General features: G+C 43.0%; 21 protein-coding genes. 9 read left to right on the top strand and 12 right to left on the bottom strand.

The features are described from left to right. Positions 1-79 precede the first annotated feature (79 nt). Positions 80-649: a DUF3611 family protein gene (locus tag F6K52_RS04580; protein ID WP_293074669.1), complete on the bottom strand. Its 570-nt coding sequence runs from the start codon at positions 647-649 to the stop codon at positions 80-82. A 729-nt stretch (positions 650-1378) separates the two neighbouring features. On the opposite strand from F6K52_RS04580, the gene F6K52_RS04575 reads away from it, so the two are divergent. Further along, entirely contained in the window at positions 1379-1780 is a 402-nt protein-coding gene (locus F6K52_RS04575; RefSeq protein WP_070396653.1) for a PadR family transcriptional regulator, read from the top strand. A gap of 250 nt (positions 1781-2030) precedes the next feature. Then, positions 2031-2579, top strand: a complete 549-nt coding sequence (locus F6K52_RS04570; protein WP_293074667.1) for a cofactor assembly of complex C subunit B — start codon at positions 2031-2033, stop codon at positions 2577-2579. Between the two features lie 134 nt (positions 2580-2713). On the opposite strand, the gene F6K52_RS04565 is transcribed toward F6K52_RS04570, so the two are convergent. Next, entirely contained in the window at positions 2714-3031 is a 318-nt protein-coding gene (locus F6K52_RS04565; RefSeq protein WP_070392821.1) for a DUF3155 domain-containing protein, read from the bottom strand. Between the two features lie 461 nt (positions 3032-3492). On the opposite strand from F6K52_RS04565, the gene F6K52_RS04560 reads away from it, so the two are divergent. Then, positions 3493-4914, top strand: a complete 1422-nt coding sequence (locus F6K52_RS04560; protein WP_293074664.1) for an ATP-binding protein — start codon at positions 3493-3495, stop codon at positions 4912-4914. A 104-nt stretch (positions 4915-5018) separates the two neighbouring features. Here F6K52_RS04560 and F6K52_RS04555 read toward each other — a convergent pair whose 3' ends face one another. Both F6K52_RS04555 and F6K52_RS04550 read right to left on the bottom strand, forming a co-directional pair. Then, positions 5019-6269: an S-layer homology domain-containing protein gene (locus tag F6K52_RS04555; protein ID WP_293074661.1), complete on the bottom strand. Its 1251-nt coding sequence runs from the start codon at positions 6267-6269 to the stop codon at positions 5019-5021. A 395-nt stretch (positions 6270-6664) separates the two neighbouring features. After that, entirely contained in the window at positions 6665-7093 is a 429-nt protein-coding gene (locus F6K52_RS04550; RefSeq protein WP_293074659.1) for a TerB family tellurite resistance protein, read from the bottom strand. A 325-nt stretch (positions 7094-7418) separates the two neighbouring features. Between F6K52_RS04550 and aat the strand changes: the two genes are divergently transcribed. Then, complete coding sequence (aat, locus tag F6K52_RS04545) at positions 7419-8006, top strand: leucyl/phenylalanyl-tRNA--protein transferase (RefSeq protein ID WP_293074656.1); 588 nt, start codon at positions 7419-7421, stop codon at positions 8004-8006. An 8-nt stretch (positions 8007-8014) separates the two neighbouring features. On the opposite strand, the gene F6K52_RS04540 is transcribed toward aat, so the two are convergent. Next, on the bottom strand, positions 8015-8590 hold the full coding sequence (locus F6K52_RS04540) for a hypothetical protein (RefSeq protein WP_293074654.1): 576 nt from the start codon (positions 8588-8590) through the stop codon (positions 8015-8017). A 154-nt stretch (positions 8591-8744) separates the two neighbouring features. Here F6K52_RS04540 and F6K52_RS04535 point away from each other — a divergent pair, with 154 nt between their 5' ends. The 3 genes from F6K52_RS04535 (at position 8745) to hpnH (ending at position 14294) form a co-directional block, all read left to right on the top strand. Further along, positions 8745-11870 carry an efflux RND transporter permease subunit gene (locus F6K52_RS04535; RefSeq protein WP_293074652.1) on the top strand — a complete coding sequence of 1042 codons (3126 nt, stop codon included), beginning with the start codon at positions 8745-8747 and terminating at the stop codon, positions 11868-11870. 29 nt (positions 11871-11899) lie between these two features. Further along, a complete protein-coding gene (gene hpnA / locus F6K52_RS04530; protein ID WP_293074650.1) occupies positions 11900-12871 on the top strand; it encodes a hopanoid-associated sugar epimerase in 972 nt (323 codons plus the stop codon). A 403-nt stretch (positions 12872-13274) separates the two neighbouring features. Continuing rightward, positions 13275-14294 carry an adenosyl-hopene transferase HpnH gene (hpnH, locus tag F6K52_RS04525; protein ID WP_293074648.1) on the top strand — a complete coding sequence of 340 codons (1020 nt, stop codon included), beginning with the start codon at positions 13275-13277 and terminating at the stop codon, positions 14292-14294. Between the two features lie 259 nt (positions 14295-14553). On the opposite strand, the gene F6K52_RS04520 is transcribed toward hpnH, so the two are convergent. The 4 genes from F6K52_RS04520 to F6K52_RS04505 all read right to left on the bottom strand — a co-directional run bounded on the left by F6K52_RS04520 (position 14554) and on the right by F6K52_RS04505 (position 19675). Further along, positions 14554-15372 (bottom strand): FkbM family methyltransferase, encoded by an 819-nt coding sequence (locus F6K52_RS04520; RefSeq protein ID WP_293074646.1) that lies wholly within the window; start codon positions 15370-15372, stop codon positions 14554-14556. A 207-nt stretch (positions 15373-15579) separates the two neighbouring features. Next, positions 15580-17631: a serine hydrolase domain-containing protein gene (locus tag F6K52_RS04515; RefSeq protein WP_293074644.1), complete on the bottom strand. Its 2052-nt coding sequence runs from the start codon at positions 17629-17631 to the stop codon at positions 15580-15582. Then, a complete protein-coding gene (locus F6K52_RS04510; RefSeq protein WP_293074642.1) occupies positions 17612-18865 on the bottom strand; it encodes an ABC transporter ATP-binding protein in 1254 nt (417 codons plus the stop codon). Before F6K52_RS04510 ends, F6K52_RS04515 begins: the two co-directional genes overlap by 20 nt. Next, the gene (locus F6K52_RS04505; RefSeq protein ID WP_293074640.1) at positions 18866-19675 is read right to left on the bottom strand and encodes an ABC transporter permease; all 810 of its coding nucleotides are present in this window, start codon (positions 19673-19675) and stop codon (positions 18866-18868) included. A gap of 333 nt (positions 19676-20008) precedes the next feature. Here F6K52_RS04505 and F6K52_RS04500 point away from each other — a divergent pair, with 333 nt between their 5' ends. Next, positions 20009-20155 carry a hypothetical protein gene (locus tag F6K52_RS04500; protein WP_293074638.1) on the top strand — a complete coding sequence of 49 codons (147 nt, stop codon included), beginning with the start codon at positions 20009-20011 and terminating at the stop codon, positions 20153-20155. Here the strand turns inward: F6K52_RS04500 and F6K52_RS04495 are convergent. Together F6K52_RS04495 and F6K52_RS04490 are read right to left on the bottom strand one after the other, a co-directional pair. Next, a complete protein-coding gene (locus F6K52_RS04495) occupies positions 20109-22769 on the bottom strand; it encodes a glycosyltransferase (RefSeq protein WP_293074636.1) in 2661 nt (886 codons plus the stop codon). The two genes, F6K52_RS04500 and F6K52_RS04495, sit on opposite strands and share 47 nt — an antisense overlap. Positions 22770-22782: 13 nt before the next feature. Further along, positions 22783-23853: a glycosyltransferase family 2 protein gene (locus tag F6K52_RS04490; protein WP_293074634.1), complete on the bottom strand. Its 1071-nt coding sequence runs from the start codon at positions 23851-23853 to the stop codon at positions 22783-22785. 528 nt (positions 23854-24381) lie between these two features. Here F6K52_RS04490 and F6K52_RS04485 point away from each other — a divergent pair. Continuing rightward, entirely contained in the window at positions 24382-25452 is a 1071-nt protein-coding gene (locus tag F6K52_RS04485; protein WP_293074632.1) for a glycosyltransferase, read from the top strand. 7 nt (positions 25453-25459) lie between these two features. Here the strand turns inward: F6K52_RS04485 and F6K52_RS04480 are convergent, their stop codons facing one another. After that, a complete protein-coding gene (locus F6K52_RS04480) occupies positions 25460-25588 on the bottom strand; it encodes a hypothetical protein (protein WP_293074630.1) in 129 nt (42 codons plus the stop codon). Positions 25589-25649: the final 61 nt, after the last annotated feature.

Genomic DNA, 25649 nt, shown 5'->3' with positions numbered 1-25649 from the left:
GAGTCGGGAGTCGGGTGTCGGGAGTCGGGACTCGGGACTCGGGAGTCGGGAGTCGGGAGTCGGGAGTCGGGTATGTTCCCTAGCGACTGACTCGATTAAATAGCCACAGGGAAATGGCTATGCCAACAAAATTAGCAAAAATAGTGTTGATGTTTGCCTGTACAACAAACAGGTCTATCGGTGGAACATCATTACAAGCCAACCCAACTGGATTTTGTTGCTCAGCTAGAGCTAGGGCGACAAGGCTGCCTATGACTGCAAATGAGCCAATGATGGTCAATAACATTCCTACTAAACTGACAATCAAGCCCAGCCTAATCGTTTGAAGGGTTTGAGCTTTGCTTGGTATGTCTGACCCATTGGCAGCTAGCAGCCGACTAGCGATTCCAGTGTAACGGAAGGCAAAATAAATGCCTATAGCTAAAGCCACTAGTCCACAAACTACGAAAAAAAGACCGAAGCCGATTCCTTGACCCGCTTGATTGTCAGGTTGAGGGGTGGCAAGGGTAAACCCTGCAAATACTAAAATCAGGGTAGAAATAACCCCTAGGATTAACTGAGTCCAGAAGGAAATCCAACCGAATCTGCGCAGGGTTAGGGCAATTTTTTGACGAGCTGGTGGGATGGAAGTGTCAGATATTTCTCGCATGGGGGCTGTGTCCCTTGAGTAATCACTTTTGAACCGCCTACCACGCGCTCCAAAACGCGAAAAGACGTAGGGCTAATCTTGGGCTGGAAGCTAAACACCCTTGTGGTCGGTCGGGCAGGGTCAGCAACCAACGACTTTATTGTGACAAGGATTGATCACACTCGCAATTCATCCCCAGCTAAATCCCAGATAAAGCGCTGAGGGACTTCTTAGCGGAACCGTTAATTTTCTAAAAAACCTGCCTGAATCGGTGGTATGTGAGATAATCCACATTAATGGTTTACTTTTGTGTTATACCAACCCCCACTTATACCAACCCCCACAAAGATTGCTAGATATTAATTCCTCCATCCCCCCATCCTTCCATCCATCCTCGATCATTGTCTCTAGCTCCCATCGTTGTCTTGTCTTCCTTCCCGATGTTCCCCTTGATAGTCAGAAGTTTAGGATTAGGGTTTCGAGCAATTATTAAAGTTGATCTTTACTTTTTAGGTGTGTTAAGTCCAAAATTCATTAAACTTTCATCAAATTAGGGAGGTATTTAAACCCTACGCCAGAGATTTTTAAGTTATAAAGTGTGATAGCGATGTACCTACACAGGTTAGTCGTTTAAATAAAACTCACTGCAAAACGCGCGTGAATTTCCCAGGGTGCCTCCAACCATGAGTATTTGCCAGAAAACCCTCTAATCCCATGTAGAAGAACTGGGAATTCCAACTATATATGCAGATGAAATTCGAAGATATCTATAGCTTTTTCCAAGATCCTCCACCCAACTATCTCAATAAAGAATTAGCCGTATGCTATGTTCTCTCGGTGTTGTTGCAAGGAGAATCTTATGGAACACAACTGATCCAACAACTAGAACAAGAATACCCCACCTATCGACTTTCAGATACTGTCCTCTACAGTGCACTGAAGTTTCTTGAAGAAAAACAGGCAATTTCAGCCTACTGGCAAAAAGTAGAAGGAAGAGGACGCCCACGCAGGATGTATCAAATCTGCCCAGAGTGGCAGGAGAAAGCTATAGAACTTGCCAGTTTTTGGCATGACTATATGGCTGAGGAAACAGTGGGTAAAATTCAATCAAGGACTCCCTGCCACCAGTCTGTTGTTGAGTCAGTTAGGTAGGGAAGTAGCAATTTTTTCCAGGGTGCTTTCCCGTCAAAACCCTGGTGGCATAACAGAAGTCAGGTGATGCATTGTCTTGCCCAGATGTGAATTCAGGTGAATTCAGGACATGCTAGCTGCTAGCCATCTACCCATACCAGCATCTTACAGCCTCTAGCTAGTGGGTACGGAGTAGCTTTACCTGACCAAAGCGTGTCTAATAAATTGTAAAGTAGTAGCAGAGGATGTGTATTTTTATAGTTAATATTCAGTGAATACAACTATTCTTGCTTCTACAGTTTGGCTAACCCTTTTATTGGCAGTAGGTTTGTTTTTCTTTATTCGAGCCTCTGTCAAAGACCGAATACAACAAGTCAAGTTAGCTTCCCCAGAAACAGAAGAATCGCTTCTAAACCAGTTGAAGCAATATTTTTATCAAAGAGCCTACCAGGTGGTGGCGGTCGATGCTGCTACTAATCAAGTCACGTTCCAGGGGATAGTCCGAGCGAGTTGGTTTATGGCTATCTTTTTAACCGTCCTGGCTGCCTGCGGTATACTCTGCTTATCCCTAGTGCTATCTATTTTGTTTCCGACTTTGACTAAGGTCTTTTTGGGGCTAGTGGCACTAGCTCCCGCTGCAGGGGTTTTTTATTGGAAAAAAGCTGAGCGACTCGAACAGGTATCTCTAAAATTAGAATCAGCGTCTACCCAAGCCCCTGGGGATCAAGCCGCTGCGGAGCAATGTTTGGTTATAGTCACTGGCCATCGCGATGAACTAATACAACTTCAACAGTCTCTCAAACTAAAACCCTTGTCGTAAGCAAGCAGGGTTTGACATCTTCCCACACTATAACCATAATAGGTAATTTTACCAAGATACTTAGCCCTCCTCAAGCCTTTGAGTTTGAGGAGGGCTAAGTAAAAGCACTTTCAATAAATATTACCAGTAAGGTTTCAGCGGCTACGAGCGACAACCCCTACCTTTTTTAAGGGAGAGTTGATTAATCGCAAACTGGGAAACAGAAAATGATTCTCTTCCACATATTGGGCACCGAAGAGCCCTTTTTCTGCCCAGAAATAACGGTCTGTGGTATGCTCGTTACGTTTGACCAGTAGTAGGGCAGGTGGAACTATCCCTTGTGACCGAATGTATGCGCGTGCTGCTGTAACCGGTTTATACTCGCCACTTTCTAGATTGTACTGAGGTACATGCTCAAGTATCTTGCGCCCTTCTTGGCGGCGGCGACTCTTACGCTTACGTCTTCTTGCCAACCTTTTTACCTCCTCTTTTTGCTGGCAATTGTAAAGATAGTTACAAAAGCCGTCGAAATTATATCGACTCTTTCTAAAAAGATCAAGCTCTTGTCATAGAACTAAACAACCAGGCTGAAACCTTTGACACCAATAGGTTAGGGGATTTTTGTTTTCCTGATTACCTCCGGAAAATTAATACAAAAATTTAATATATTTAATAAAAATTCAATATAATTAGAAAAAATAGCCTTAAACTCATCCAACAATTACACTGATGGGGTGATCAGGTGATGGGGTGATGGGATGATAGGCGAACGGATGTAACAGATATTTGCCAGAGGTCTAATGACTGATTACTGATGACTAAAGCTCATGCTTAGCATAATAGTCAATTCTTTAAGGGGTTCGACATTATAGAAGTAAAGCTGATAGTGGCTTAACTTCCAGTAGGATTAACCCAGATCACTCATCTATTGCTCATGTTCACTCGCGTCAGTTCAGAATTTGTCTCCCTGTGTCGAAACCAAGTGGCTTTATTAACCCAAGGACTGGGAGCAGCTAGTGGTGCTGTATATTTAACGGAAGAATTCCTTGAGGGCAATCAGGCAAAGCTAATTCCTGTGGTAGTTTATCCGGAAACAAGTACTGTGCGGGATATGAGTGATCCTGACTGGGTTTTGCCACAGAAAATAGGTGAGATTGATCAGATTCCTCGATTATCCAGCAGCTTACCTCGGCTACTGCCTCAGGGAAATAACCAAGAGCAAGATTTGGGTTCAACCTCTTTTGTAGGATCTGAAAATTCTCTACAGCAGCAGCACCAAATCGTTTTACCTCTAATCCATGAAGGGATAGTGATGGGATTATTGGTGAGTGTTCGTGATGATAGACCTTGGAATCACACAGAACAGGCAAGTGTAGAACGCATTGCTAGAACCTTAGCGATCGCATATGTCATAGAACAGCGTCAAGGTTGGTTTGAGCAGCAGTTGACTCAGCAAAGACGTCTACAGGCCAAACAACGGGATATGCTTGATGATCTGCTCCATCAATTTCGTAATCCCCTGATGGCGTTACGTACCTTTGGTAAGCTATTGCTGAAGCGACTGGTCCCAGGAGATAAAAACTATCCAGTGGCTTCGAGCATTATACGAGAAAGCGATCGCTTACAGGAGTTGCTGCAACAGTTTGATGCTTGCCTGGATATGAACCAAACCGATACAGCATCCCTCACGTTACCTGTAACTACCGCTGAGGCTTCCTCATCCCGAGAATCAGATGATCTTGGGGAGATTTACCCAACTAGTCACTCCGAACCACACTCCACCCCAGGGGAATTTCCCCTACTAACGGACAAAACTCTTCCGTTGGAACCATTTGCGGTCAAGGATGTCTTAGAACCCTTGCTTATATCTGCTGACGCTATTACTCAAGAGGCTAATTTGGAGTTGCATTGCTCTATTGCCCCTAACTTACCTTTGGTGAAAGGGAATCCTAAGGCTTTACGGGAAGTGTTGAGTAATTTGATTGACAATGCTTTGAAGTATACCCCAGCAGGGGGAAAAATTGATATCCAAGTTGGTGTTGGACAATGGCTTTCACATGGTGATGCCATAGCGATCGCAATTAGTGATACTGGTCCAGGTATTGCTCCAGAAGACTTAGACCATCTGTTTGAGCGGCATTATCGGGGAGTTCAAGCTAATGGTCCTATCCCTGGCACTGGTTTAGGATTAGCGATCGCAAAAGAACTGATGGCATACATGCAGGGTGATATTGAAGTTTTGAGTCCTGCCAAACTACTATCGACTGAGGAAAATGGGGAATTATCCATTAGTCATGGTCAAGATAACTCAAGGATTGGAACAACCTTTATCGTTTGGTTGACTTACGCTCAGTAGACCTTTAGTAATTGCTCAGTAGATAGTTGTTGTTGAGCGTTGAGAGGTTGGCTGTGATTTGTGAATTTATGATCCTCTCAACAGTTAACTCTCCACATCTCTAGTTACCGACTGCTAATTACCAAGTCAGAGTCGATGGTAAGCTGTAAGTCAGTTTCTGGTTCAACCACAAATAGGTCAACACTGCTGCTACCGAATAAACGTTTGCCGATATTTAAAGCGATACCAGAACTAACTCCAATCAAGATTTCTTCTGTAGCGATCGCACGGTCACCGGTAACGGCAGAGATAGCAGCGGCGGCAGCGGTACCAACTGCTGCATCTTTTAGGATACTGCCTGGATTGCTACCCTTGCGAATGGTTTCAGTGGTGGTAATTTCCTCAGAGGTGGCATTAAAGGATAGGGTTTCACCATTGATCAACAGCTGCTGAGCTACAAACTGAGCTCCCTTTTCTGTAGCACGCAGTTCACCAACCACTTCACTACCAGCAGGAATCAGCAACTTGCCCTCATCAGCAGTGGTAATGTTTAAATCCACTGTCAGGGTTAGGGGAATAGTTTCCTCTTGGGCCAGGAGAATTTTATCTTTTTTGTACTTAACCGGAATAGAAGTACCTGCGGGAATTGTGAAGGCTACAGGTGCTGGATTGGGATCGATAATGTATTGGGAGCTAATCACTGGGGCTTGTTCTGTTGCTACCAGCGCTTGGTACATAAAAGCTGCAACTTCTGCACGAGTTGCATTCCGAGTCGGATTGAGAAAGGCAACGTTAGGATAATTAACCACCAAACGATTTTCTGTAGCAGCAGCGATAGGAGCACGGGCAAAGTTAGAAATTTGGTTGCCGTCCCGGTAGAAACTGACCAGTTCTGAGGTAGAACCGCTGGAAGAGAAATTCAGTCCATTAGAAAGGGCAACTAAAACTTGTTCACGGGGAATATTTTGTTCAGGTCTAAAGATATTACCAGGATAACCACTCAGAAATCCGGTTTGGTAGGCTTCCTGAATGGCAGGATTTGCCCAGTAGTTGGAAGCAACATCCACGAAACTGTTGCCACCGCGAATGGCGGGTTTATTGAAATCTTGATTTGCTTTACGCAGCATTGCTGCAAACTGAGCGCGGGTCACTGGTGCATTTGGTCTGAAGGAGCCATCAGGAAATCCGGCAATAATACCGCGCTGGGATAATTCCCCAATAAAATCACTTGCCCAGTAGTTGGATGAAACATCAATAAAGTTAGTGCTTTGGGCAAAGGAGGGAGCAGGTGCGACTAGGGGAGCCATGGTGGTGGCGGTGAGTCCAAGGGCTAAAACAGCAGCAGTTCCTGATTGAAAATGATTTAGGTTAAGCATGGAAGGCATTCTCTTAAATTAATGTGTTCTTAAGTAAATAGAACCAATCAGATGCTAGATGTTCCTAGGTTCAATAAAATTGTTTTTTTTGCTAAAAATAAGCATAAAAAACCAGATTATGCCTGTTTAATAGCAATCATTTCGGCACAATCTGAGTAATTTGACGCTAGTAACATTCCATGAGTTGCCAACCACTTGCCAGATCAAAAATTGTCACATTAGCCCAAGGGGGTGGGGTGACCGGTTAACCGCGTGTGGAGTGTAGTAGGAGAGTACGGAGCGAGACCCTAAAGCTAGAGTTGCTGGGTATAGCGCTACGGGCAAGTAAGAAGTAAGAAGTCAGAAGTCAGAAGTAAGCTATGACACAGTTACCCACTGATCTACTGACCCAGTAATCAATCAGTAAACTGCTTATTAATCCACCGGCGGTAAATTTTTTGAATTGCTTTGAGTACTTTTTGACTACTCGACTGCTGAGATGGATTGCTGGGGTCGAGTAACTGCAAGCGATTGAGAAGTTTCGCTTCTTCTGTGTCTACCAGCCCATCGCTATAAATTAAGGCACTGAGGGCTTCAACCAAGCGCTGATAGTCTTCTGGACTAGGGCGATCGCCTAAATATTGTTCCACCCAACTGTAGCATTCATCTGCTGACACAGCTTTGAGTTCATACAGTAACGGTTTAATCTCTGGGTCGTCAGCAACTCCATATTCCTTGGCGACTTTATACAGATATTCCCGTTCCTCTGCCTGAACTTTACCGTCTATCCAGGCGGCACCGATTAAAATTTTGAGCAACTGTTTGACATTAGAATTTGTAACCATGACTTTATCTCTCCAGTAGGGGGGAACCGAACCAATACAGCACTTGTTGCCAATCAACCTTTAATCATCAACAGCTTGCCACGATTAGGGGAAAAGGGAAAGTGGAAACGGAAGAGGGGTGTATAGTGGGCAGATTGGGCAGACGGGGGAGAACTTTGTTAAAAAACCGGGTTTGTTAAAACTAACTTAGTTATACCCCTTAATCTAGGTAATAAACCTGATTTCTTTAAAGCCAATTTTTTTGTACAGAAGTGTTAACCGCTAGTATGTTAAGTTTAATTTTACTTAACTAGTTTAGTTCTTCCTTACACACTTCTTTCTGTTAATGGAAATCGATATTGATTACTTAATTCAAGGGTATGCTCAAGGCTATTTCCTGATGGCAGATGATACTGGTAATTTAGGCTGGTACTCAAGCCGCAAACGTGCTATAATTCCTCTGGATGAGCGGTTTCGCTATCCTAAATCTCTGCGTCGTGTCTTAAATCAGGAACGATTTAGTGTCAGCATTAACCGAGACTTTTTAGGGGTAATGACTGGTTGTGCTGACCGTGAAACTACTTGGATTTCTCCAGAACTAAAGGAGATTTATTGGCAATTTTATAAGGCTGGATGGGCCTACAGCTTTGAAACTTGGCAGGGAAATCAGCTGGCAGGAGGAATTCTGGGCATTGTAATTGGTGGAGCGTTTATTGGTGAATCGATGTTTTATCGGATTCCGGAGGGCTCAAAGGTGGCGATGGTTAAGTTGGTAGAACGGTTGCGCCATCGCAACTTTTTGCTGTTTGATGCTCAGATGATGAATTCTCACCTAGAACGGTTTGGTGCCTGTACGGTAAATGAGCAAGAGTATAGTCTGCTGTTACAGCAAGCAATAGCACAAACCTGTTCCTTTGATGAGCAGTCTAACTGAGCTAGGGCTTACTTGCTCCAAATAGCCAAACCTCCTCCCCGACCTCTAGCAGCAATGCAACGGTTTTCCACTAAAAAGTAGGTGAAGAATGCTTGTTCTTTTAAGGGTTGCTCATAGAACCTAGTTTCCCGGTCTTGTCCACCTTTAATGTAACCTTGATAAAGTGTTAGACCAGATAACGATATCCTGATTTGACTAAAGTCGAAAGCTAAGATATTGGTCTTAGGATAAAACTTCGTAGGACCGGTGAGAACTATTTGAAGCGGTCCGAATTGAACAGCATTTTGAACCGTGCCTTGGTCTTGAGAAGACTCTGATGGGGAGTAGGATAGGTAAATTTTGATCCACTTTGGCAGAAATCGTCCGCTACCCAAGATCACCCCTGCTCGTTGGCGCGATCGCTTTGTCCCTGTAATAAACCCTAATCGCCAATTTCCGATCAGTTGTGAATAGGCATGGCTGACTTTGGTTCGTTTAGCTGTTTTCTCTGCCTGAAGTAGTGCCTCGACTACAGCTGATGAGGTCGGTGGTGTAACCGATGGGCTTGTTAAAAACTCAATCGCTTGATCTAAAGCTTTATCCATTGCTAGCAAATGCGTTAGTGAAGTGTGGCGCTACTGGTTGACACTCCCATGTCTTGATACTAATCCGATCGCGTAGCGTGGCCTACGGCCTTTCTTATAGGCGATCGCTCAAAGTATATCCTAAGGAAGCAGTGAAATAACATAATTCTCTTCAATGGTCAAGTTGAGTTCCCTCAAGGTCTTAAGAGAGCGGTTCAATATTTCTCGGTTAGCCATTAAGTATTCCCGAGTAACCATAGGTTTTTGGATCGCAATGGTTGTGGCTGGGCTTTTGGCCTTCAGTTCCCTTAAGTATGCCCTATTCCCCGATATTACCTTTCCGGTGGTGGTGGTCAATGCTCAAGTGCCATTGGAGACTGCCGTGGAAACGGAGCAGAAACTGACTCAACCGATTGAGGAAAGGCTTTTGCCTTTGGCAGGACTCGATCAGATGGTTTCGTCAACCTACCCTGGTCGAACAGTAGTTACCCTTTATTTCGATGTCGGAACCAATCTCAACTCCTCTTCAATGGAGGTGGAAAAGACACTGTGGCAAATTGCTCTTCCTGAAGGTGCAACGTTTCAGGTTATTCCCTTCAATTTGAACGAATCCTCTGCGGTTAGCTACACCATCAAGAGTGATACTAAAGACCTGAAGGAATTAGCTGAAATTGCTAAGACTAGTATTTTACCAGAGATTGCTCAACTTCCAGGAGTTCTGAAAGTCAATTTGTTGGGAGGGGGGGAAACTACGTTTACGGCTCTCAATTCTGGCTCAGAGTTGACCAAACAAGCACCAGAAATTATTAAGGAGGAACAGCAGCGAGATAGTCCCGAATCTCCCATACCCATTACCCCGACTCGGATTCGCTTCAATGGACAGGAAGCTTTGGCTTTTCAGGTAATCAAAGGGGGTGATGCTAACACTTTAGATGTGGTTAGTCGAGTAGAGGAAGCAGTGCAAAGACTACAAGGTAGTTTGCCAGAGGTGCAGTTAGTCTTAGCAGTAACTCAAGCTAACTATATCCGCGAAGCGACTCAATCTACTATTGATGGTTTAGTACTGGCAATTGTTCTGGCAGTGTTGGTAATTTTTACTTTCTTGCGTAACTGGCGTGCCACCCTAATTACTGCCTTGGCAATTCCAATTTCCCTGCTCGGAACCGCTATAGTGATGGCGATCTATGGGTTCAATCTCGAAACCATTACTCTGTTAGCTTTGGCTCTGGTAATTGGGATTATCATTGATGATGCCATTGTAGAAGTCGAGAACATTTCTCGGCACTTGGAGGCTGGGGAGTCTCCTCGACAAGCTGCTCTTGCTGCTACTAATGAAATTGGTCTGACGGTTTCTGCTTCTACTTTGACCATTGTGGCGGTATTTCTACCGGTTGGTTTAATGGGTGGTAACTTAGGACAGTTCTTTAAACCTTTTGGTCTGACGGTTTCCGCAGCAGTTCTTACCTCTTTGTTGGTTGCTCGAACCTTATGCCCAGTTCTTGCGGTTTATTGGCTTAAACCTAGGCAGGGGAAAAGGGAACAGGGAATAGGGAATAGGGAACAGGGAACAGGGAACAGGGAGCAGGGAGCAGGGAACAGGGAGCAGGGAGCAGCGATGCAGCGCGGTCTTGGGGGTTTCCCCCACTCGCTACTGCATCAAGACGGGAGCAGGGAAAGATTATTGAGAGAAGAAGGGAACAGGGAACAGGGAACAGCGATGCAGCGCGGTCTTGGGGGTCTCCCCCACTCGCTACTGCATCAAGACGGGAAAAGGGAACAAGGAACAGGGAACTGGGCAAGATTCTCAAGAGTAGTTTTCGACTTTTGGTTGAGGTCTAATCCTAAGTACCCTGATTTGCTGCGCTGGTCCCTGGGGCATCGGAAATTTGTAGTGGCATTAGCGGTATTGAGCTTTGTGGCTGGGATTTCTCTGATTCCCCTAATTCCTCAGGGGTTTATTCCTACCCTAGACCGAGGGGAATTTATGATTACCTATCGGGCACCGTTGCCTCAGATACCTAGTGCCTCTCAATTTGGTGATTTAATTAATAATATTCTGAATTTAGGAGGGTTTGATACTAATAGTGATAAGTCAAAGTCATTAAGTAATTCAGATACTAATTCAGATACTAACAAGCAGCTAAAACCACAACTATCAAAACCACAACTATCAAAGTCAGGGTTTAATGGTCTATTTCCAATTAAAAGTGGGATGCAATTGGTACTGAAGCAATCTGAGCAGGTAGCTAAGCAGTTGGAAGAGGCAGTGCTGGCTTTCCCTGAAGTGGAATCGGTATATACAGTTGTGGGGGTACAGGGTGATCCCAACAAAGGAAACCTTCAGGTCAAACTTAAACGTAATCGCCAATATACTACTGCTCAGGTTCAGGAAAAAATGCGGGCTGCTTTGCCAAAGATCTCTGGTGTAACTACTAGTGTTGAAGATATTCAGTTTATTGAACTACCTACTCAAAAACCGGTTCAAGTTGCTTTATTGGGTGATGATTTAGAGGTGTTAGGCAATACGGCTGCGGATCTCAAAACTCGGATTGAGAGATTACCAGGATTAGTGGATGTAGAGGCAACGGGTCAGAATAATCGAGGGAATAGGATTACTGAGATTGAGCATGTTAATGGTCAGCGAGGGGTTTATGTTCGTGCTAGCCTTAACCAGGGTCAAAGGTTGGGAGATGCGACTGAGGAGGTGGTAAAGCTTGCCAAATCAGTTTTACCGGATGGTGTGAGGTTACAACTGTGGGGGGATTCGGCTCTGAGTAGTCATGTGCTGGGGAGTTTTGCTGGCACCTTGACCTTGTCTGTTACCTGTATGCTGTTAGTGCTGATTTTGCCTTTTGGTCGATTGTTAGAACCGATGGTGGTGGGCTTGTCGTTGCCCTTATCTATTGTGGGAGCAATGCTAGCACTTCTGATCACCCAGAGTGATTTTGGCATGATTTCCCTGATTGGTCTAATTTTTTTGCTGGGACTACTTGACAAAAATGCCCTTTTGCTGATGGATTATGTTAACCAACTTCGTCGAGGTGGTTTAAGTCGCACTGAGGCAATTCTGGAAACGGGAGTGGTGCGTTTGCGACCGATTATAATGACTACTGCTTCGACAATTTTGGGGATGTTGCCCTTGGCATTGGGATTTGGCGCAGGAGCAGAATTGCGACAACCGATGGCTGTGGCAATTATTGGTGGATTGCTTACCTCTACGTTATTGAGTTTGATTGTTGTACCAGTATTGTATAGTCTGCTGGAAGATTGCTGGCTAGGATTATTTTCTGGTAAGCAATAGGGAATCGGGAAACAGAGGAGCGTGCGTCAATGGCAATCAAAGCTTTCGTCACTGGAGGAACAGGATTTATCGGTGCTCATGTTGTGCGATCGCTACTTGAAGCAGGATACTCCGTGCGAGCTCTGGTGCGCCCTACTAGCCAACTCGATAACATCGAAGGTCTAGATATAGAAGTCGTTATTGGTGACTTAAACGATCCAGGCTTGTCCGAACTGATGCAGGGATGTCAGGTATTATTTCATGTCGCTGCCCATTATTCCCTGTGGCAAGCGGATCAAGATTTACTCTATCGTAACAATGTCGAGGGAACCCGTAATGTGCTACAAAGTGCTGCTAAAGCTGGGATTGAACGCACTGTTTACACCAGTTCAGTAGCGGCTATTGGTGTGGGTAAACCTGGGGAAATTGTGGATGAAACCCATCAGAGTCCTGTTGAGAAATTGGTGGGTGACTATAAAAAATCTAAGTTTTTTGCTGAACGGGAAGCGATCAAGGCCGCTGAATCTGGTCAAGATGTGGTGATTGTTAATCCTAGCGCTCCCATTGGTCCAATGGATATTAAGCCAACTCCTACCGGAGAAATTATTGTGCGCTTCTTACAGCAGAAAATGCCGTTTTATTTGGATACGGGATTAAATTTTATTGATGTGCGGGATGTGGCTCAGGGTCACCTGTTGGCGTTGGACCGGGGGAAAAAAGGCGATCGCTATATTTTAGGTAACCAAAATCTATCCTTCAAATCCTTATTGGAGCAACTTGCAGAAATTACTGGATTGAGTGCGCCTCAAAAAACTGTTCCGGTCTGGCTACCGTTGAGTATGGCTTGGATTGATGAGTGCGTGTTGACTGCTTTCGGGAAAACCCCTTCTATTCCGCTCAATGGGGTGCGGATGGCACAACACCCGATGTATTACGATGCTTCGAAAGCAGTTAGAGAGTTAGGGTTACCCCAATCTTCCATTAGGAAAGCGCTCAAGGATGCTGTTGATTGGTTTAGGTAAGGGAACAGGGAACAGGGAACAGGGAACAGGGAACAGGGAATAGATAAACTTTTGGGAGCTTTACACAAGTTAACACAGTTGGGTTTATTTATCTCTAGGTACTTACCGCTGGCTCCAGTAAATAGGGAAACTGACAACTGCGGCAAAGTCTAGGATTTTAAGCAATTCACGAACAGTATTATTAATACCAAGTTGCGGTCAAACGTACAACTTTCTCTTCCGCCTATCTCCCTATCTCCCTATCTCCCTATCTCCCTATCTCCCTATCTCCCTATCCAACCAATCTACTCTCTTTGAATGCAACTCGGTATAATTTATCGGCGAAGCTGATCATAGTTCAAGCTGTAGGGTAATCATGATTACCCTCCATGATTAGCGTTAATTATATGGTGTGAGGACAATTATGGCTATTCAAATACAACAAGCTCTTGATGTCGGAAAGTATATTGTGACCCAGCGTCTTTTGGGTCGTAAACGCTTTCCCCTGGTGCTGATGTTGGAACCTCTGTTCCGCTGTAATCTAGCTTGTTCGGGTTGTGGCAAAATCCAGCATCCTAAAGAAATACTCAAGCGCCACCTAACTCCTGAAGAGTGCTTTGCTGCGGTGAAAGAGTGTGGTGTTCCTGTGGTTTCTATTCCGGGGGGAGAACCTCTGCTTCATCCACAAATTGACGACATTGTCAAGGGGTTGGTGGCATGGCGAAAGTATGTCTATCTCTGTACCAATGGGTTGTTGTTAGAGAAGTGTCTGGATAAGTTCCAACCTTCCCCTTACCTGACTTTCAGCGTTCACTTGGATGGCTTACGGGAACGGCATGATCACTGTGTGGACCGTCAGGGGGTATTTGATAAGGTGGTGCAGGCCATTCGAGCCGCTAAAGCTAGAGGATTTCGTGTGACTACTAACACGACGGTGTTTGAAGAAACTGATCCTAAGGAAATCCAGGAGTTCTTTGATTTCCTGGCCATGTTGGGTATTGACGGCATGATGGTTTCTCCTGGATATAGTTATGAATGGGCACCAGATCAGGAGCATTTCCTGAAGCGGGAACAGACTAAGGCGATGTTCCGGGAAATTTTAGCGCCTTTGAAGGCTGGGAATAAAACCTGGAATTTTAACCATAATCCTTTATTTTTGGATTTCCTGATCGGGGAGAAAGATTACGAGTGTACCCCTTGGGGAAGTCCTAGTTACAGTGTTTTGGGGTGGCAAAAGCCTTGCTATTTGTTAAATGAAGGGCATTATGCCACTTTTAAGGAATTGCTGGAGGAAACGAATTGGGATCAGTATGGTCGCGCTAGTGGTAATCCTAAGTGTTCCGATTGTATGGTCCATTGTGGGTATGAGCCGACGGCGGCTATGGATGCGTTTCAGCCCCAGAATATGGTTCGTGCGATGGGTAGTGTTTTAGGAGGGGTTTGAAGCTGAACAATAGGCACGATACTATAAAAGCGATCGCGAAGCGTGGCCTACGGCCAATCGCTTTTATCTGAGCTTTCTGATTCTTGATTAAAATGACCTTGACATCAACCTCAAGGTCATTAATGAATTGTGATAATTTTTGTTCCCTGTTCCCTGCTCCCTGTTCCCTGCTCCCTGTTCCCTGCTCCCTAAAAACCCAGAACGAAAGTACCTAACAGCAATTGCAAACCGCTGTAATGTCAAAGGCAAACCTTGAGAATTAGCCAATAGAAAGATCAAGTATAGTCCGTGCTCGATCTCTTATCTCAGTTAGGCGCTGAATTGGTATGGCAAAGTAGTTAGTTGTTCGTCTAGGATAATAATGGGAATCAATGAAGCATTCTTGACTTAATCCAGGCCCATTGTGTGCAACTCTATTAGGTACAAACACTTCATAACCATAATCATTTAACCAGGACACTATATCTGCTTTTGTAGATTTCCAATCATCCTCTTGAGATGGGGCACTTTCAAACATTATCACTGGAAAATTTTTGGTAATGATAGTCTCACTTCCGCGAAGAACCTCTAATTCAGCACCTTCCACATCAATCTTGATCACGTCAATGTCATCTGATGATACAAGGCTGTCTAAACTTGCGATTGGAACTTTTATTTCAACTGAAATTGATTTTTTATCTTCACTAGGTTGCCTGAGGGAGCTATAGCCAGATTCTCTGGTATTTATATAGAAATATACTTCTCCTTCTCTGTTACCAACCGCATAGTTATGTACTTCTACCCCAGGAAACTTACGACGAAGTTTCCTAGCTTTATCGGGTATGGCCTCCACAGCAATCACTTTTATACTTGCATCGTAATCAGATACTAAAGCTATAATTGAACCAATATGTGCCCCAACATCAATAAAAGTCTTGTTGTGATCACATAATTGAGTGACTAAATGTGTCGCTATCTGATCGTTAATTATAGTTCCTAAACTTTCCGATTTAGTGACTGCCCCTTTTACCCTATCTATTGTATCACGGCTTGCCATTGCCAGTTTCCCAAGGAAGGTACCCAGAATTAGTTGCTTCATTACGAGGTAGTTGGCTTTAGACCTTACCTACTACTATACAGTCTAACTTTGGGTCTTCCGGACAAAATGATGCTAATTGAGCACAGACCAACCCTAAATCTACTGCTGCCCAAAGATTTTATACAAGTATGAATTGATTATGAATTTATATCGTATAATTTTGGTAAAGCCTTTATGATATCCTGACCACTTTTATAATCACAAAAATTAAAATTTAAATCCTAATAAATTCCAAGAATTTAGGAGCCATATAAATACCCATGCGGCTAGCATACTCAAAAAATAATACCCTCGTCTAATCCAAGACCAGTTTTTGTCTCTCCAAGCCAGTAAAGCAATAATCGATACTATAGTAGTCAAGCCTGTGGTCACAATGGGTAGATAAAGTAACGCAATTATCACAGGGGGCATTCCGAAGAAAAATTCCCAGAAATCTATTGTACTAATAGCTATACCTATTCCCATCAAAAAGCATAAATTCAACAGACTAATAAGACCAATACTCAACTCCACCAGACGAGTATGTCGTGAAACTAGAGATAAGGTTTTATTTTTGCGGGTAATTAATGGTCTAATTAGCCAAACTAAACATCCCCATAGGAAGATGGTCACAGAAAATCCTGCCAGTCCAAGCTGTAAAACAGGAGCTTCGTACCAGGGTAACTTTTCATAGCTTAAATGGACATGACTACTCATAGACATACCAGTAATGTTACCCTGACTATCTGGCCGAAAATTTATATACATACTGCTGTCAGTAGCACGAAATAGGAGTGGCTCGACTTCCTCCCATGTACTTCTACCTGGAAATATAGTTAACGTGTGGTCTTTATTAGTTTGAATAATCAACAATTTACCCCATTCTAGCAAAACCATGGCTAGTTTAACCAGGGAGTTTCGAGGATATCTAATGAAGCGATAACCGCCCTTTATTTGTTTATATTGCTGTTCATATTGCTGGTTATACTGCTGGGTACTATTAGGTTCAAGGATAGCTTTATTAATCGTTTCAGTAGGTGACGAAATGGTTTCATTTACAGGATAATAACGATCTAAAAACTGTTCAACCAAGTCGTCTCGCAAATTTTCATTAAGAGTGTTACGATTGTAAGCAATATAGAAACCTAACTTTTGTTCTGGGATTAAAAATAGCAGATTAGTATACCCTGACATGCTACCGCCATGCTCAATTATCCGTTGATTATTCACAAAGCGCTCAAAAAAACCATAAGTAGATCCTGCCACTTGAGGAAGGTTGGGAAAATTAGTATAGTGTTGGCGGTGCATCTCCTTTACTGTAGTGTCATTCAGGATACGCTGTCTACCATAACGACCTCCCTGTAAATGAGCAATCATAAAGTGAGCTATGTCTTCAGCAGTAGTACTTAACGCTGTAGTAGGAACACTTTTATTACAGGTAAAGGGTTGGTTTATATAATTGCCATTTTTGTACTGATATCCCACAGCTAAATCAGCAGCCAGCTGAGACGGTAATGGTTGCTGAAAACTACTTTGACTCATATTCAAAGGTTGTAGGATAGCTTGGTCAATATAGTCACTGAAAGGAATTCCACCAACTACTTCGACTAAGTAACCGGCTAATGCTAATCCCACATCACTATAAACATATAATTCACCTGGTGGTCGCACTCGCTCTGGTAAATTTTCTGTGAGAAATTTTTCTAAGGATGGCAGCTGAGACTGGCAAAGAGTTGCTCCGCCAATCGCCCAAGCTACATCAAATCCATGAGTATGAGTTAAGAGATGATCAACTGTGATTGGCTTAAATTTATTAGTCTTGATTTCAAATTCCTTAAGATACTGGTTAATATCTTCATTTAGCTTAAGCTTACCTTGCTCGACTAGTTGCATTATTGCCGTAGAGGTAACTAGTTTAGATACAGACCCTACACGAAACAGAGTTTTGTTAGGAATAACCGGTATCTGATCCTTAAGGTTCGCGTAGCCGTAGCCTTTCGAGAATATAATCTTGTCATCTTTTACTAAGGTAAATACCGCACCAGGAATATTATTTTCTGTCATTTGATTGACAAAAAAATCGTCACTAAATTCTTCTATATCCTTGAATTTAGTTAGTTTTACCTGGGAATCATCGGTTGTAGATACCATCGGCAAATACCGATTAGATACACTCAAAGATTCCTCAGCAAATACGGGAAGTACAGAAACACTAAGAATTAATAGAGCTAAACTTAGTGATTTAATCAGTTTTAGTAAGCTATTTACTGTTGTTTTCACTAAAATTTAAACCTTCAACAACATCCCAACGAAGCGGTGGGCTAATCATACCTTTTTCACTATAGTTTGAACGCACTAAAAAGTGATAAACACGCAAATGGTAGTCATAGGTATAAGCCCGATTTGGTTCATAAACCCCAACATCAACAAAATACTTGCCACTGTTTAAATCTAAGCGGGATAGATGGAGTTGGATTTTTCCTTTACCTTTAATACCTGGTACTGATACTCCCATGGTAGTTGTGTTAGTCTCAAGACAAACTTGACTATCTTCAGTGCTAATTAGGACACTAAAAATTAGTCCATCAATTGGTTGAGGTGAAAAGTACTCAATGTCAATGGCTAAGGAATCACCACTATTAATCTCTAAGCTAGGTAACAGCAACACATCAGTAATTTCTACTTCTAGAGAGCCAAAGCGGTTTTGATTCATTCGCAGTTGCACACCAGACCTAGTCACTTGAGAGGATCCGTTGGAAGTGCGTTGCTGAGTTTGCGATCGCATTTGATTGACATACTGTGCTACTACCACTTTTGGCTCACCGTAAGCCATGATTTGTCCTTGTTGTAGCCACAAAGCGCGATCGCAAAGTTGCTCAATTTGTTCGCTACTGTGAGAAATTAGGACAATAGCACAGCCAGACTCTTTCAACTGCGCAATTCGTTCCAAGCACTTAGCCTGAAATCTCAAATCCCCAACGGACAGAAACTCATCAACTAGCATCACATCTGGGTCTGTGTGTACAGCCACCGAAAACGCCAGCCGCATCTGCATTCCTGTACTATAAGTGCGCACTGGATTATCGATAAACGGCTCAAGTTCAGCAAACGTCACAATTTCATCAAAACGTCGCCCCATCTCTTCACGAGTAAGACCTGCTACCACACCACTTACAAAAGCGTTTTCTCGCCCAGTCAAATCTGGATGGAAACCAGCTCCCAAATCGAGCAGCGCTCCAATGGAGCCATTAACCGTAACCTTCCCTTTATCCGGTTTTCCAACCCCACCAATCAAGCGCAACAGGGTTGATTTACCAGCCCCATTGTGACCGAGAATGCCCAGCATCTGGCCTGGGGAAACGGTGAAGGTAATATTCTGCAACGCCCAAAACCTTTCCGCTGCCATAATATGCCGAAAACCCGACAGCGCCGCCTCCATAATGGTAAACGGTCGGTCAGGATGATAGTTGTTAAAGCGTTTACCAAGTTCTTTAACAATAATTGCATCAACCATCTATAATTCCTCCACAAAGCGATCGCTCTGCCACCGGAAAATTTGAAGACCGATAGGTAAACATACTGACGTGACCAAAGCCATAACTAGCAGAGCTAGCCAATCCGGTGCTGTGCCTTTAATTAGTACAGTGCGATAGGCATTAACCAGATGCACCATCGGGTTAAGGTAATACAAAAACTGATAATTTTTAGGCACATTAGTAATATCATAAAAAATCGGTGTCACATAAAAAAGTAGCTGTAAAAGTACACCGATAGTATGCTGGGTGTCGCGAAACGTTACATTAAAACCAGCTAGTAGATAGGCTAAACTAATGGTAACGGCAAACTGGAGAGCTTGTAGGATGGGTAACAGTATAACTACTGGCTGTAACTGAACACCATCGATTAACAGAAAGATAACTAATACTGGCAGGGCTAAAATAAAGTGAATCAGACCTGTGGTTACCGTCACCACTGGTAAAATAGCGTTTGGAAAACCCGGTTGTCGGATCAGGGGGCGATTATGAATAATCACGCCAGTTGCTTGAAAAAGAGAGCTGTTAAACCATGTCCATACCAACAAACCAGAAAATGCAAATGAAGTATATTGAGGAATATCAACCGACAATACAAAACTGAAAACAAAGGTAAACACAGCTAACTGAAGTAGTGGATTAAGCAGCATCCAAGCTACTCCTAAAGCTGACCGTTTATAGAGTAGCTTCATCTCCCGATTAACTAGCTCTCGTAGCAAATCATAAAGATAATAAAACCGCCACTTAAACAACGGTTTAATTTTCGATTTTCGTTTTTTTATTGAAGACATTGGAGTAATATAGCATTTTCTAGCAGTTGTCAATTGGTTTAGATACTTTCTTCCTGGGTTTTAGGGAGTAGGGAGCAGGGAGCAGGGAGCAGGGAGCAGGGAGCAGGGAGCAGTAAATAGAGAATAGTAAGAAATAGATATCATTATTTGATGATCTCTTTTAAAATGCTATATTATTATTTATTTAGACTGTAATAAAACAGTCAATAAAAGCTTGACAGGGCTTTATTTAACCAATTGTGCTTTCAATTTTTAGTTATTTAAAAAAATAGTAAAACATTGATGAAATAAAAGTTTCAGTCTTTGGCTGAGATTACAGTATTTTTCATAACTATGAGGTACACAAGATTTTTTCACTCTTGCCTATTGCCTATTGCCTCTTGCCTCTTGCCTACTCCCTACTCCCTACTCCCTACTCCCTACTCCCTACTCCCTACCCCCTACTCCCTACTCCCATTGCTATACGACCTTCACGTTTAACCCGTAGATGAGATTGCCACAAAGACCAAACTCCAGCGAGATTACCTGTAATTTCCAAGCAGATTAGGGAGATCGGATAATTGCTCGAACCTTTTAGCCGTTCAGAGATGCGCCATAAATGAGCAAGTGGCAATCCCAGCACTATTTGCACCAATCCTCGCCAATCCCCATCTTCTAGTAATGTGGTGAGATTGTAAGCAACATGACCTTTACTGTAGTTGTAAAGCTGACGATGTAGCGCTGTCATTTCAGTGCGATGCTTATGCCAGACATAAGCGTTTGGCTCATAGACCAGGGTGTAGCCAGCTTTAAGTACTTTATAAAATAAGTAAGTATCTTCACCAACTCCTGAAGGCATACCAGCACCGAGGACTTCGTTCATCAGGCCAATCTTGGGATGGCGAAAGATACTGCTACGAAAAGCAACATTAGCCGTTGCTCCTAACGTCCAAGTTGGTACAGGCTTGTAGAAAAAGGATTCAAACCAATCTCCATTAACCTCCACCTGTTCAAAGCCCCGTCCCAAGCCGCCATAATTTTCAAAACACTGCTGGGCATTGGTTTCCAACTGTAAGGGCAAAACATTACCTGTGACAATCATCACATCCGGTCTAGCAAAAGGAGCGACCAGCTTTTCTAAGCAATCTGGTGGTACAGTAACATCATCATCTATGGTAACCACGATATCCCCGGTACTAGCAACAACGCCAACATTGCGAGCATAAGCTGATCCCTGACGGGATTCACTAACTAAAATAACATCAGGAAACTCCGCAACCACTGGTGGAGTCCAACCAGAAGCGGGATGATTATCAACTACAATAATTTCCAATTGTCGAGTAGACTCTTGGGCAACTAGGCTCGACAAACACTTCCGCAAATCTTGGGGTCGGTCATAGGTAGCGATGATAATAGAAACTGGTATAGTATTTGGGAAAGAGGTTAGTAAATTAGTCTCTTTATCATTAGATTTATAGTGATTATGTAAGATAGATAGTGCTTGATTATGATAGTAATACCTACTGAAGTTAACGTCTACTTGCAGCAGCTTATGACCAAACTGATTGACAATAACTTCAATTAAGCGATTCTTGCTAATCCCTCGATCAGGGTTAGCAATATCAACGCTACCTAAAAGGTGATCATGCCATTTCACAAAGACTCGTACTGATGAATACTCTTTTACATCAGTTAATGCCTGTAAAGGTTCCCGTAGATCGACAGTGCGCACTGCCATACCTGGATTGGTTTTAATCTTTGGTATTTCTTCCTTAGTCAGAGCAGGAAAGATAGGGTCAGAAAAAATCGGGTAGGGATCACTATTTATATTAACTTCTGTTTCTCGTTTTTGGTTACCGAAAGATTGAGTAATCTCAGCAGCAGTGTGGCGAGCTTTGTGATAGCGAGTTAAACCAGTGAAGCAGCCTTTGAATTCAGCCAGAATTAAATCCCGTGGGAAGCGATTGGGGTTTTTGAAATCAAGACACAGACGTCTTAAATTCCAATAAACTATCCACCAGAGCAAAAGCAAGAAGAAAGACAGAAACTCCTCTGGATAGGCAAAGACGCTACGGATAGCGTAAGAAAACAGACCAATACTGTTATTAGTAATTTGCGTACGCAACTGAGCATAATTCCGTCGATGTCGATGGCGCACTATGGCACTAGGCTCATAGACCAGAGTATGTCCTTCCTTAAGCACCCGGAAAAACATTTCTAAATCACCACCACCATTAGTGACGGTACCCACATCCAAGGCAGGGTCAAAGAAACCAATATCATCAAAGACTGAGCGGCGATAAGCCATGTTTGCCCCTGTACCGAATTCTCCAGTACCTAGGAGTCTCCAATGGATTTTGTTGCCTCGATTAACCTGATACCATTTACGGCTCATGCCTCGCCCGAAGCCACCATACATTTCAAACAGCACTTGTGTTTCGGTTTCCAATTCATAAGGCACAACTAACCCAGTCACTGCCATAACGTCAGGATGTTTAATAAACACTAGCGCTAATGCTTTAACCCATGCTGAATCAACTACTACATCATCATCAGTATAGGCAATAATGTCTCCTTTAGCTTCAAGAACAGCTCTGTTTCTTGCCCAATCTAAACCCGGACGAGGTTCACAGATATAACGAATATTAGCATAAGTTTCTACCAGTTTTTTTGTGCTATCATTGGTAGGGGCATTATCAACAACTATAATATCTAAGTAAGGATAATCCAGTTGCTTGATAGCGTCTAAACATAGAGAAAGATTAGGAGTGCGATCGCGAGTACAAACGGCAACTGTTACTAACGGCAACTTGCCCTTATACTCCGGTGGTGGCACATCAAACAAATCCTCAAGGCACAAGCTTTCCCGTCCGAGGGGTAAGGATAATCCATTGTACAAAAGACGATTGATAATCGTCTCGCTATGGTCTTCCAGAATACGTTTACTTAAGGTTTGTGCTGTGCAGTGACCATTAGTAATCGGTGCTTTAACATATCCAATGGGCGCACCATGGAAGCGAAGCAGTCCTTGCACTGCCATATAGCCATCCAAACCATTAAGAGTAGTCAGGGGGCGGCTCAACTCAATGTCCACTACTTTGATTGGATAAAGCATAACCAAAAATCTCTTATATCATCAGCAGTGAACGGTGTAATAAATTTCCAAGCAAGAGCTTGAAATATAGACTACCTCGGCGTTTCGTTAAATCCGCATAACTGACTGATAAACCCGGTTTATTAACATAATTATCAGATTTAAGCTTAGTGATCATTCTAAATAGGCTTTTAATGAACAAGATATACAACCCATAGCGAAAAATAGGGGTAATAAAATCCGCTTTCAAAGCTTGAGATAGCCAAAATAATGTACTGCGATCGCTACTACACTGACTACTTTGTCGTGCCAAATACATATAAAAACTACTTTTAGACAATCGATAAAGTGCTGCTGGAATCTCTGGATGCCTTTGTTGAACGTCATGTAGCATCAAACCATGAGACTTAGCCATTTGGCTGTAGTCGCGAGACATACTACTAATAATCTTGCGATAGCCAATCATAAATTCCGGCACAACAGCAAATTCATAATGTTCTGAAATTCGCAGATAGAGCTCCCAATCCTCACACCCCTGAGCCTGTTGTGCTTTCAATTGACAGTTGTAGCCACCGACGGTTTCAAAACAAGAAGCGCGAATTACAGATGCACTAGCATTGCCTAAAAAATTATGACATACCAAAGTTTTATAAACTTTTCCCTCTATAGTTGAGGCACGGAAATCTCCAGTCAGTGAATTTTCGGCATCAATATCCGCCGACCAAGCATAAACTAACCCTACCGCTGGATCGGTTGCCAAGAAGCGTTTAACTTGCTTTTCTAAATTTTGCGGATACCAAATATCATCAGCATCCAGGGGAGCAATATAATCTCCCTTCGCGTTTTTAATCCCTAAATTACGAGCAGCAGCCACCCCTAAATTTGGTTGTTGTAGTAATATAACACGCTGATCTTCCTCCGCAATAGATTGAACAATCTCAGCAGTGCGGTCTTGAGAACCGTCATCTACCACTATCACTTCCAGGTTTTTATAGGTCTGAGAAAGAACAGACTGTAATGTGATTTCAATAAATTGCTCTGTATTATAGGCAGGGATAATCACTGAAACCAGTGGTAAGCTATCAACTGTTTTAACAACCGACATTTGGTGATTTAAATTTTATAGTTATACTTTCCACAGGGATAAACTGGGGTGCATGTCAGTTTTGTTAATCCCTGATTCAGATCCCCCATTATCCCGCTTAATAAGGGGGACTTTTCAATCTAATTCCCCCCTTTTTTAAGGGGGGTTAGGGGGGATCTATGTACCTAATTACAAATTTGACATGCTCCCGATAAACTGAGCTTTTAATTTAGCTATCAGCATTTAGCTATATCAAATAGGATTATCCTCTGACTGCTGATAGCGGATTGCTGACTGATCAACCTGTAGACACAACCTCTATTACAAGTACAGAGTTACTCAGTCAATTCAGGACTTTTTGAAAATAAAATCTCTATTGGTGATTATTCGGTAGTTTTGTTAAAGCCCCTCAAGAAGTTATTTAAATTTATTATAAACTGATATTTTTGTTTCAAATGATGTTATAATATCCGAGGGTATTATTGAGATGCAGAGTAAGAATTTAATCTCAAAATATCAATTAGTAATTGAAGGTAAATTCTCTAAAGAATGGTTGACTCTGCTAAACTCACTATCTCCGTCATCATCCCCGTATACAACGGAGGCGAAGACTTTCACCAATGTCTTGCCAGACTATCTCAAGCTGAACCCCCTCCCGATCAAGTGATTGTAGTAGCTGATGGCGATACTGATGGCTCATGGCGTCTAGCCGAAGATTTTGGAGCCACGGTAATTCGATTACCCACAGCAGGGGGTCCCGCTAAAGCCCGAAACCTGGGAGCGAAAGAAGCACAGAGCGATATCCTGTTTTTTATAGATGCTGATGTAGCAATCTATCCGGATACTATTAGTCAAGTGGTGAAAATCTTTAACAATGAACCTAATTTAACCGCTTTAATTGGTTCTTATGACGATGCTCCCGGTGCTGCTAATTTCCTTTCCCAGTACAAAAATTTACTCCATCACTACACTCACCAAACTGCATCTGAAGAAGCATCTACCTTTTGGGGTGCCTGTGGCGCAATCCGTCGTGACATCTTTCTTGCCATGGGTGGCTTTGAGGAAAATTATCGTCAACCTTGTATTGAAGACATTGAGTTAGGCTATCGACTCAAGGAAAAAGGTTACAGAATTAAGCTGTGTAAGACTCTACGGGTGAAACATCTCAAGCGCTGGGGCATAATTTCTCTGCTTAGAGCTGACTTTTTCTACCGCGCCTTGCCCTGGACTGCCATAATTCTTAAGGTTCGCGACGCAAGTCCAGAAAACTGTCGTGAGTTTATCAGTGACTTGAACCTAAAACTATCTAGTCGTATTAGTGTGGTGTTGGTCTATGCTCTACTAGGTGCTTTAGTTACAACTTATTGGTGGTCTAGTGCTCTGATTGCTATTGCTACCTGTGTGTTTAGTCTCGCCCTGCTAGTACTCAACAGACCTGTCTACCAATTCTTTTATAAAAAGCGTGGTCTACTATTCACTATACGAACCGTTCCATGGCACTGGCTGTATTACTTTTACAGCGGACTTGCGTTTGCCATTGGTATAGTTCGTCATTGGTTTAAAAAGTACCTAAAACCTCTGATAGGCTTGCCTAATCTCTCAGGTTATAATCAGTATTAAATCCTGATTATAATAGCAAGTTAAGACTTTTGAGGTACAAATATTTAGGTGTTAGGGAGCAGGGAGCAGGGAGCAGGGAGCAGGGAGCAGGGAGCAGGGAGCAGGGAGCAGGGAGCAGGTAAGAGAGAAGAGGCAAGGGGAGCATGTCACCTTTGTAATTAGGTAAATAGATCCCCCCTAGCCCCCCTTAAACAAGG

The organism is Moorena sp. SIO3H5, from assembly GCF_010692395.1.
Lineage (GTDB): Bacteria > Cyanobacteriota > Cyanobacteriia > Cyanobacteriales > Coleofasciculaceae > Moorena.
This window is presented reverse-complemented; position numbering and strand designations above follow the sequence as displayed.

What these genes read in the sequence shown, in the direction of transcription:
- F6K52_RS04490 (WP_293074634.1), bottom strand. Translation starts at nt 23,853, where the DNA reads ATGTCGGTTGTTAAAACAGTTGATAGCTTACCACTGGTTTCAGTGATT.
- hpnA (WP_293074650.1), top strand. Translation starts at nt 11,900, where the DNA reads ATGGCAATCAAAGCTTTCGTCACTGGAGGAACAGGATTTATCGGTGCT.
- aat (WP_293074656.1), top strand. Translation starts at nt 7,419, where the DNA reads ATGGAAATCGATATTGATTACTTAATTCAAGGGTATGCTCAAGGCTAT.
- F6K52_RS04495 (WP_293074636.1), bottom strand. Translation starts at nt 22,769, where the DNA reads ATGCTTTATCCAATCAAAGTAGTGGACATTGAGTTGAGCCGCCCCCTG.
- F6K52_RS04575 (WP_070396653.1), top strand. Translation starts at nt 1,379, where the DNA reads ATGAAATTCGAAGATATCTATAGCTTTTTCCAAGATCCTCCACCCAAC.
- F6K52_RS04520 (WP_293074646.1), bottom strand. Translation starts at nt 15,372, where the DNA reads ATGAAGCAACTAATTCTGGGTACCTTCCTTGGGAAACTGGCAATGGCA.
- F6K52_RS04500 (WP_293074638.1), top strand. Translation starts at nt 20,009, where the DNA reads ATGAGGTACACAAGATTTTTTCACTCTTGCCTATTGCCTATTGCCTCT.
- F6K52_RS04485 (WP_293074632.1), top strand. Translation starts at nt 24,382, where the DNA reads ATGGTTGACTCTGCTAAACTCACTATCTCCGTCATCATCCCCGTATAC.
- F6K52_RS04550 (WP_293074659.1), bottom strand. Translation starts at nt 7,093, where the DNA reads ATGGTTACAAATTCTAATGTCAAACAGTTGCTCAAAATTTTAATCGGT.
- hpnH (WP_293074648.1), top strand. Translation starts at nt 13,275, where the DNA reads ATGGCTATTCAAATACAACAAGCTCTTGATGTCGGAAAGTATATTGTG.
- F6K52_RS04535 (WP_293074652.1), top strand. Translation starts at nt 8,745, where the DNA reads ATGGTCAAGTTGAGTTCCCTCAAGGTCTTAAGAGAGCGGTTCAATATT.
- F6K52_RS04510 (WP_293074642.1), bottom strand. Translation starts at nt 18,865, where the DNA reads ATGGTTGATGCAATTATTGTTAAAGAACTTGGTAAACGCTTTAACAAC.
- F6K52_RS04560 (WP_293074664.1), top strand. Translation starts at nt 3,493, where the DNA reads ATGTTCACTCGCGTCAGTTCAGAATTTGTCTCCCTGTGTCGAAACCAA.
- F6K52_RS04505 (WP_293074640.1), bottom strand. Translation starts at nt 19,675, where the DNA reads ATGTCTTCAATAAAAAAACGAAAATCGAAAATTAAACCGTTGTTTAAG.
- F6K52_RS04580 (WP_293074669.1), bottom strand. Translation starts at nt 649, where the DNA reads ATGCGAGAAATATCTGACACTTCCATCCCACCAGCTCGTCAAAAAATT.
- F6K52_RS04555 (WP_293074661.1), bottom strand. Translation starts at nt 6,269, where the DNA reads ATGCTTAACCTAAATCATTTTCAATCAGGAACTGCTGCTGTTTTAGCC.
- F6K52_RS04540 (WP_293074654.1), bottom strand. Translation starts at nt 8,590, where the DNA reads ATGGATAAAGCTTTAGATCAAGCGATTGAGTTTTTAACAAGCCCATCG.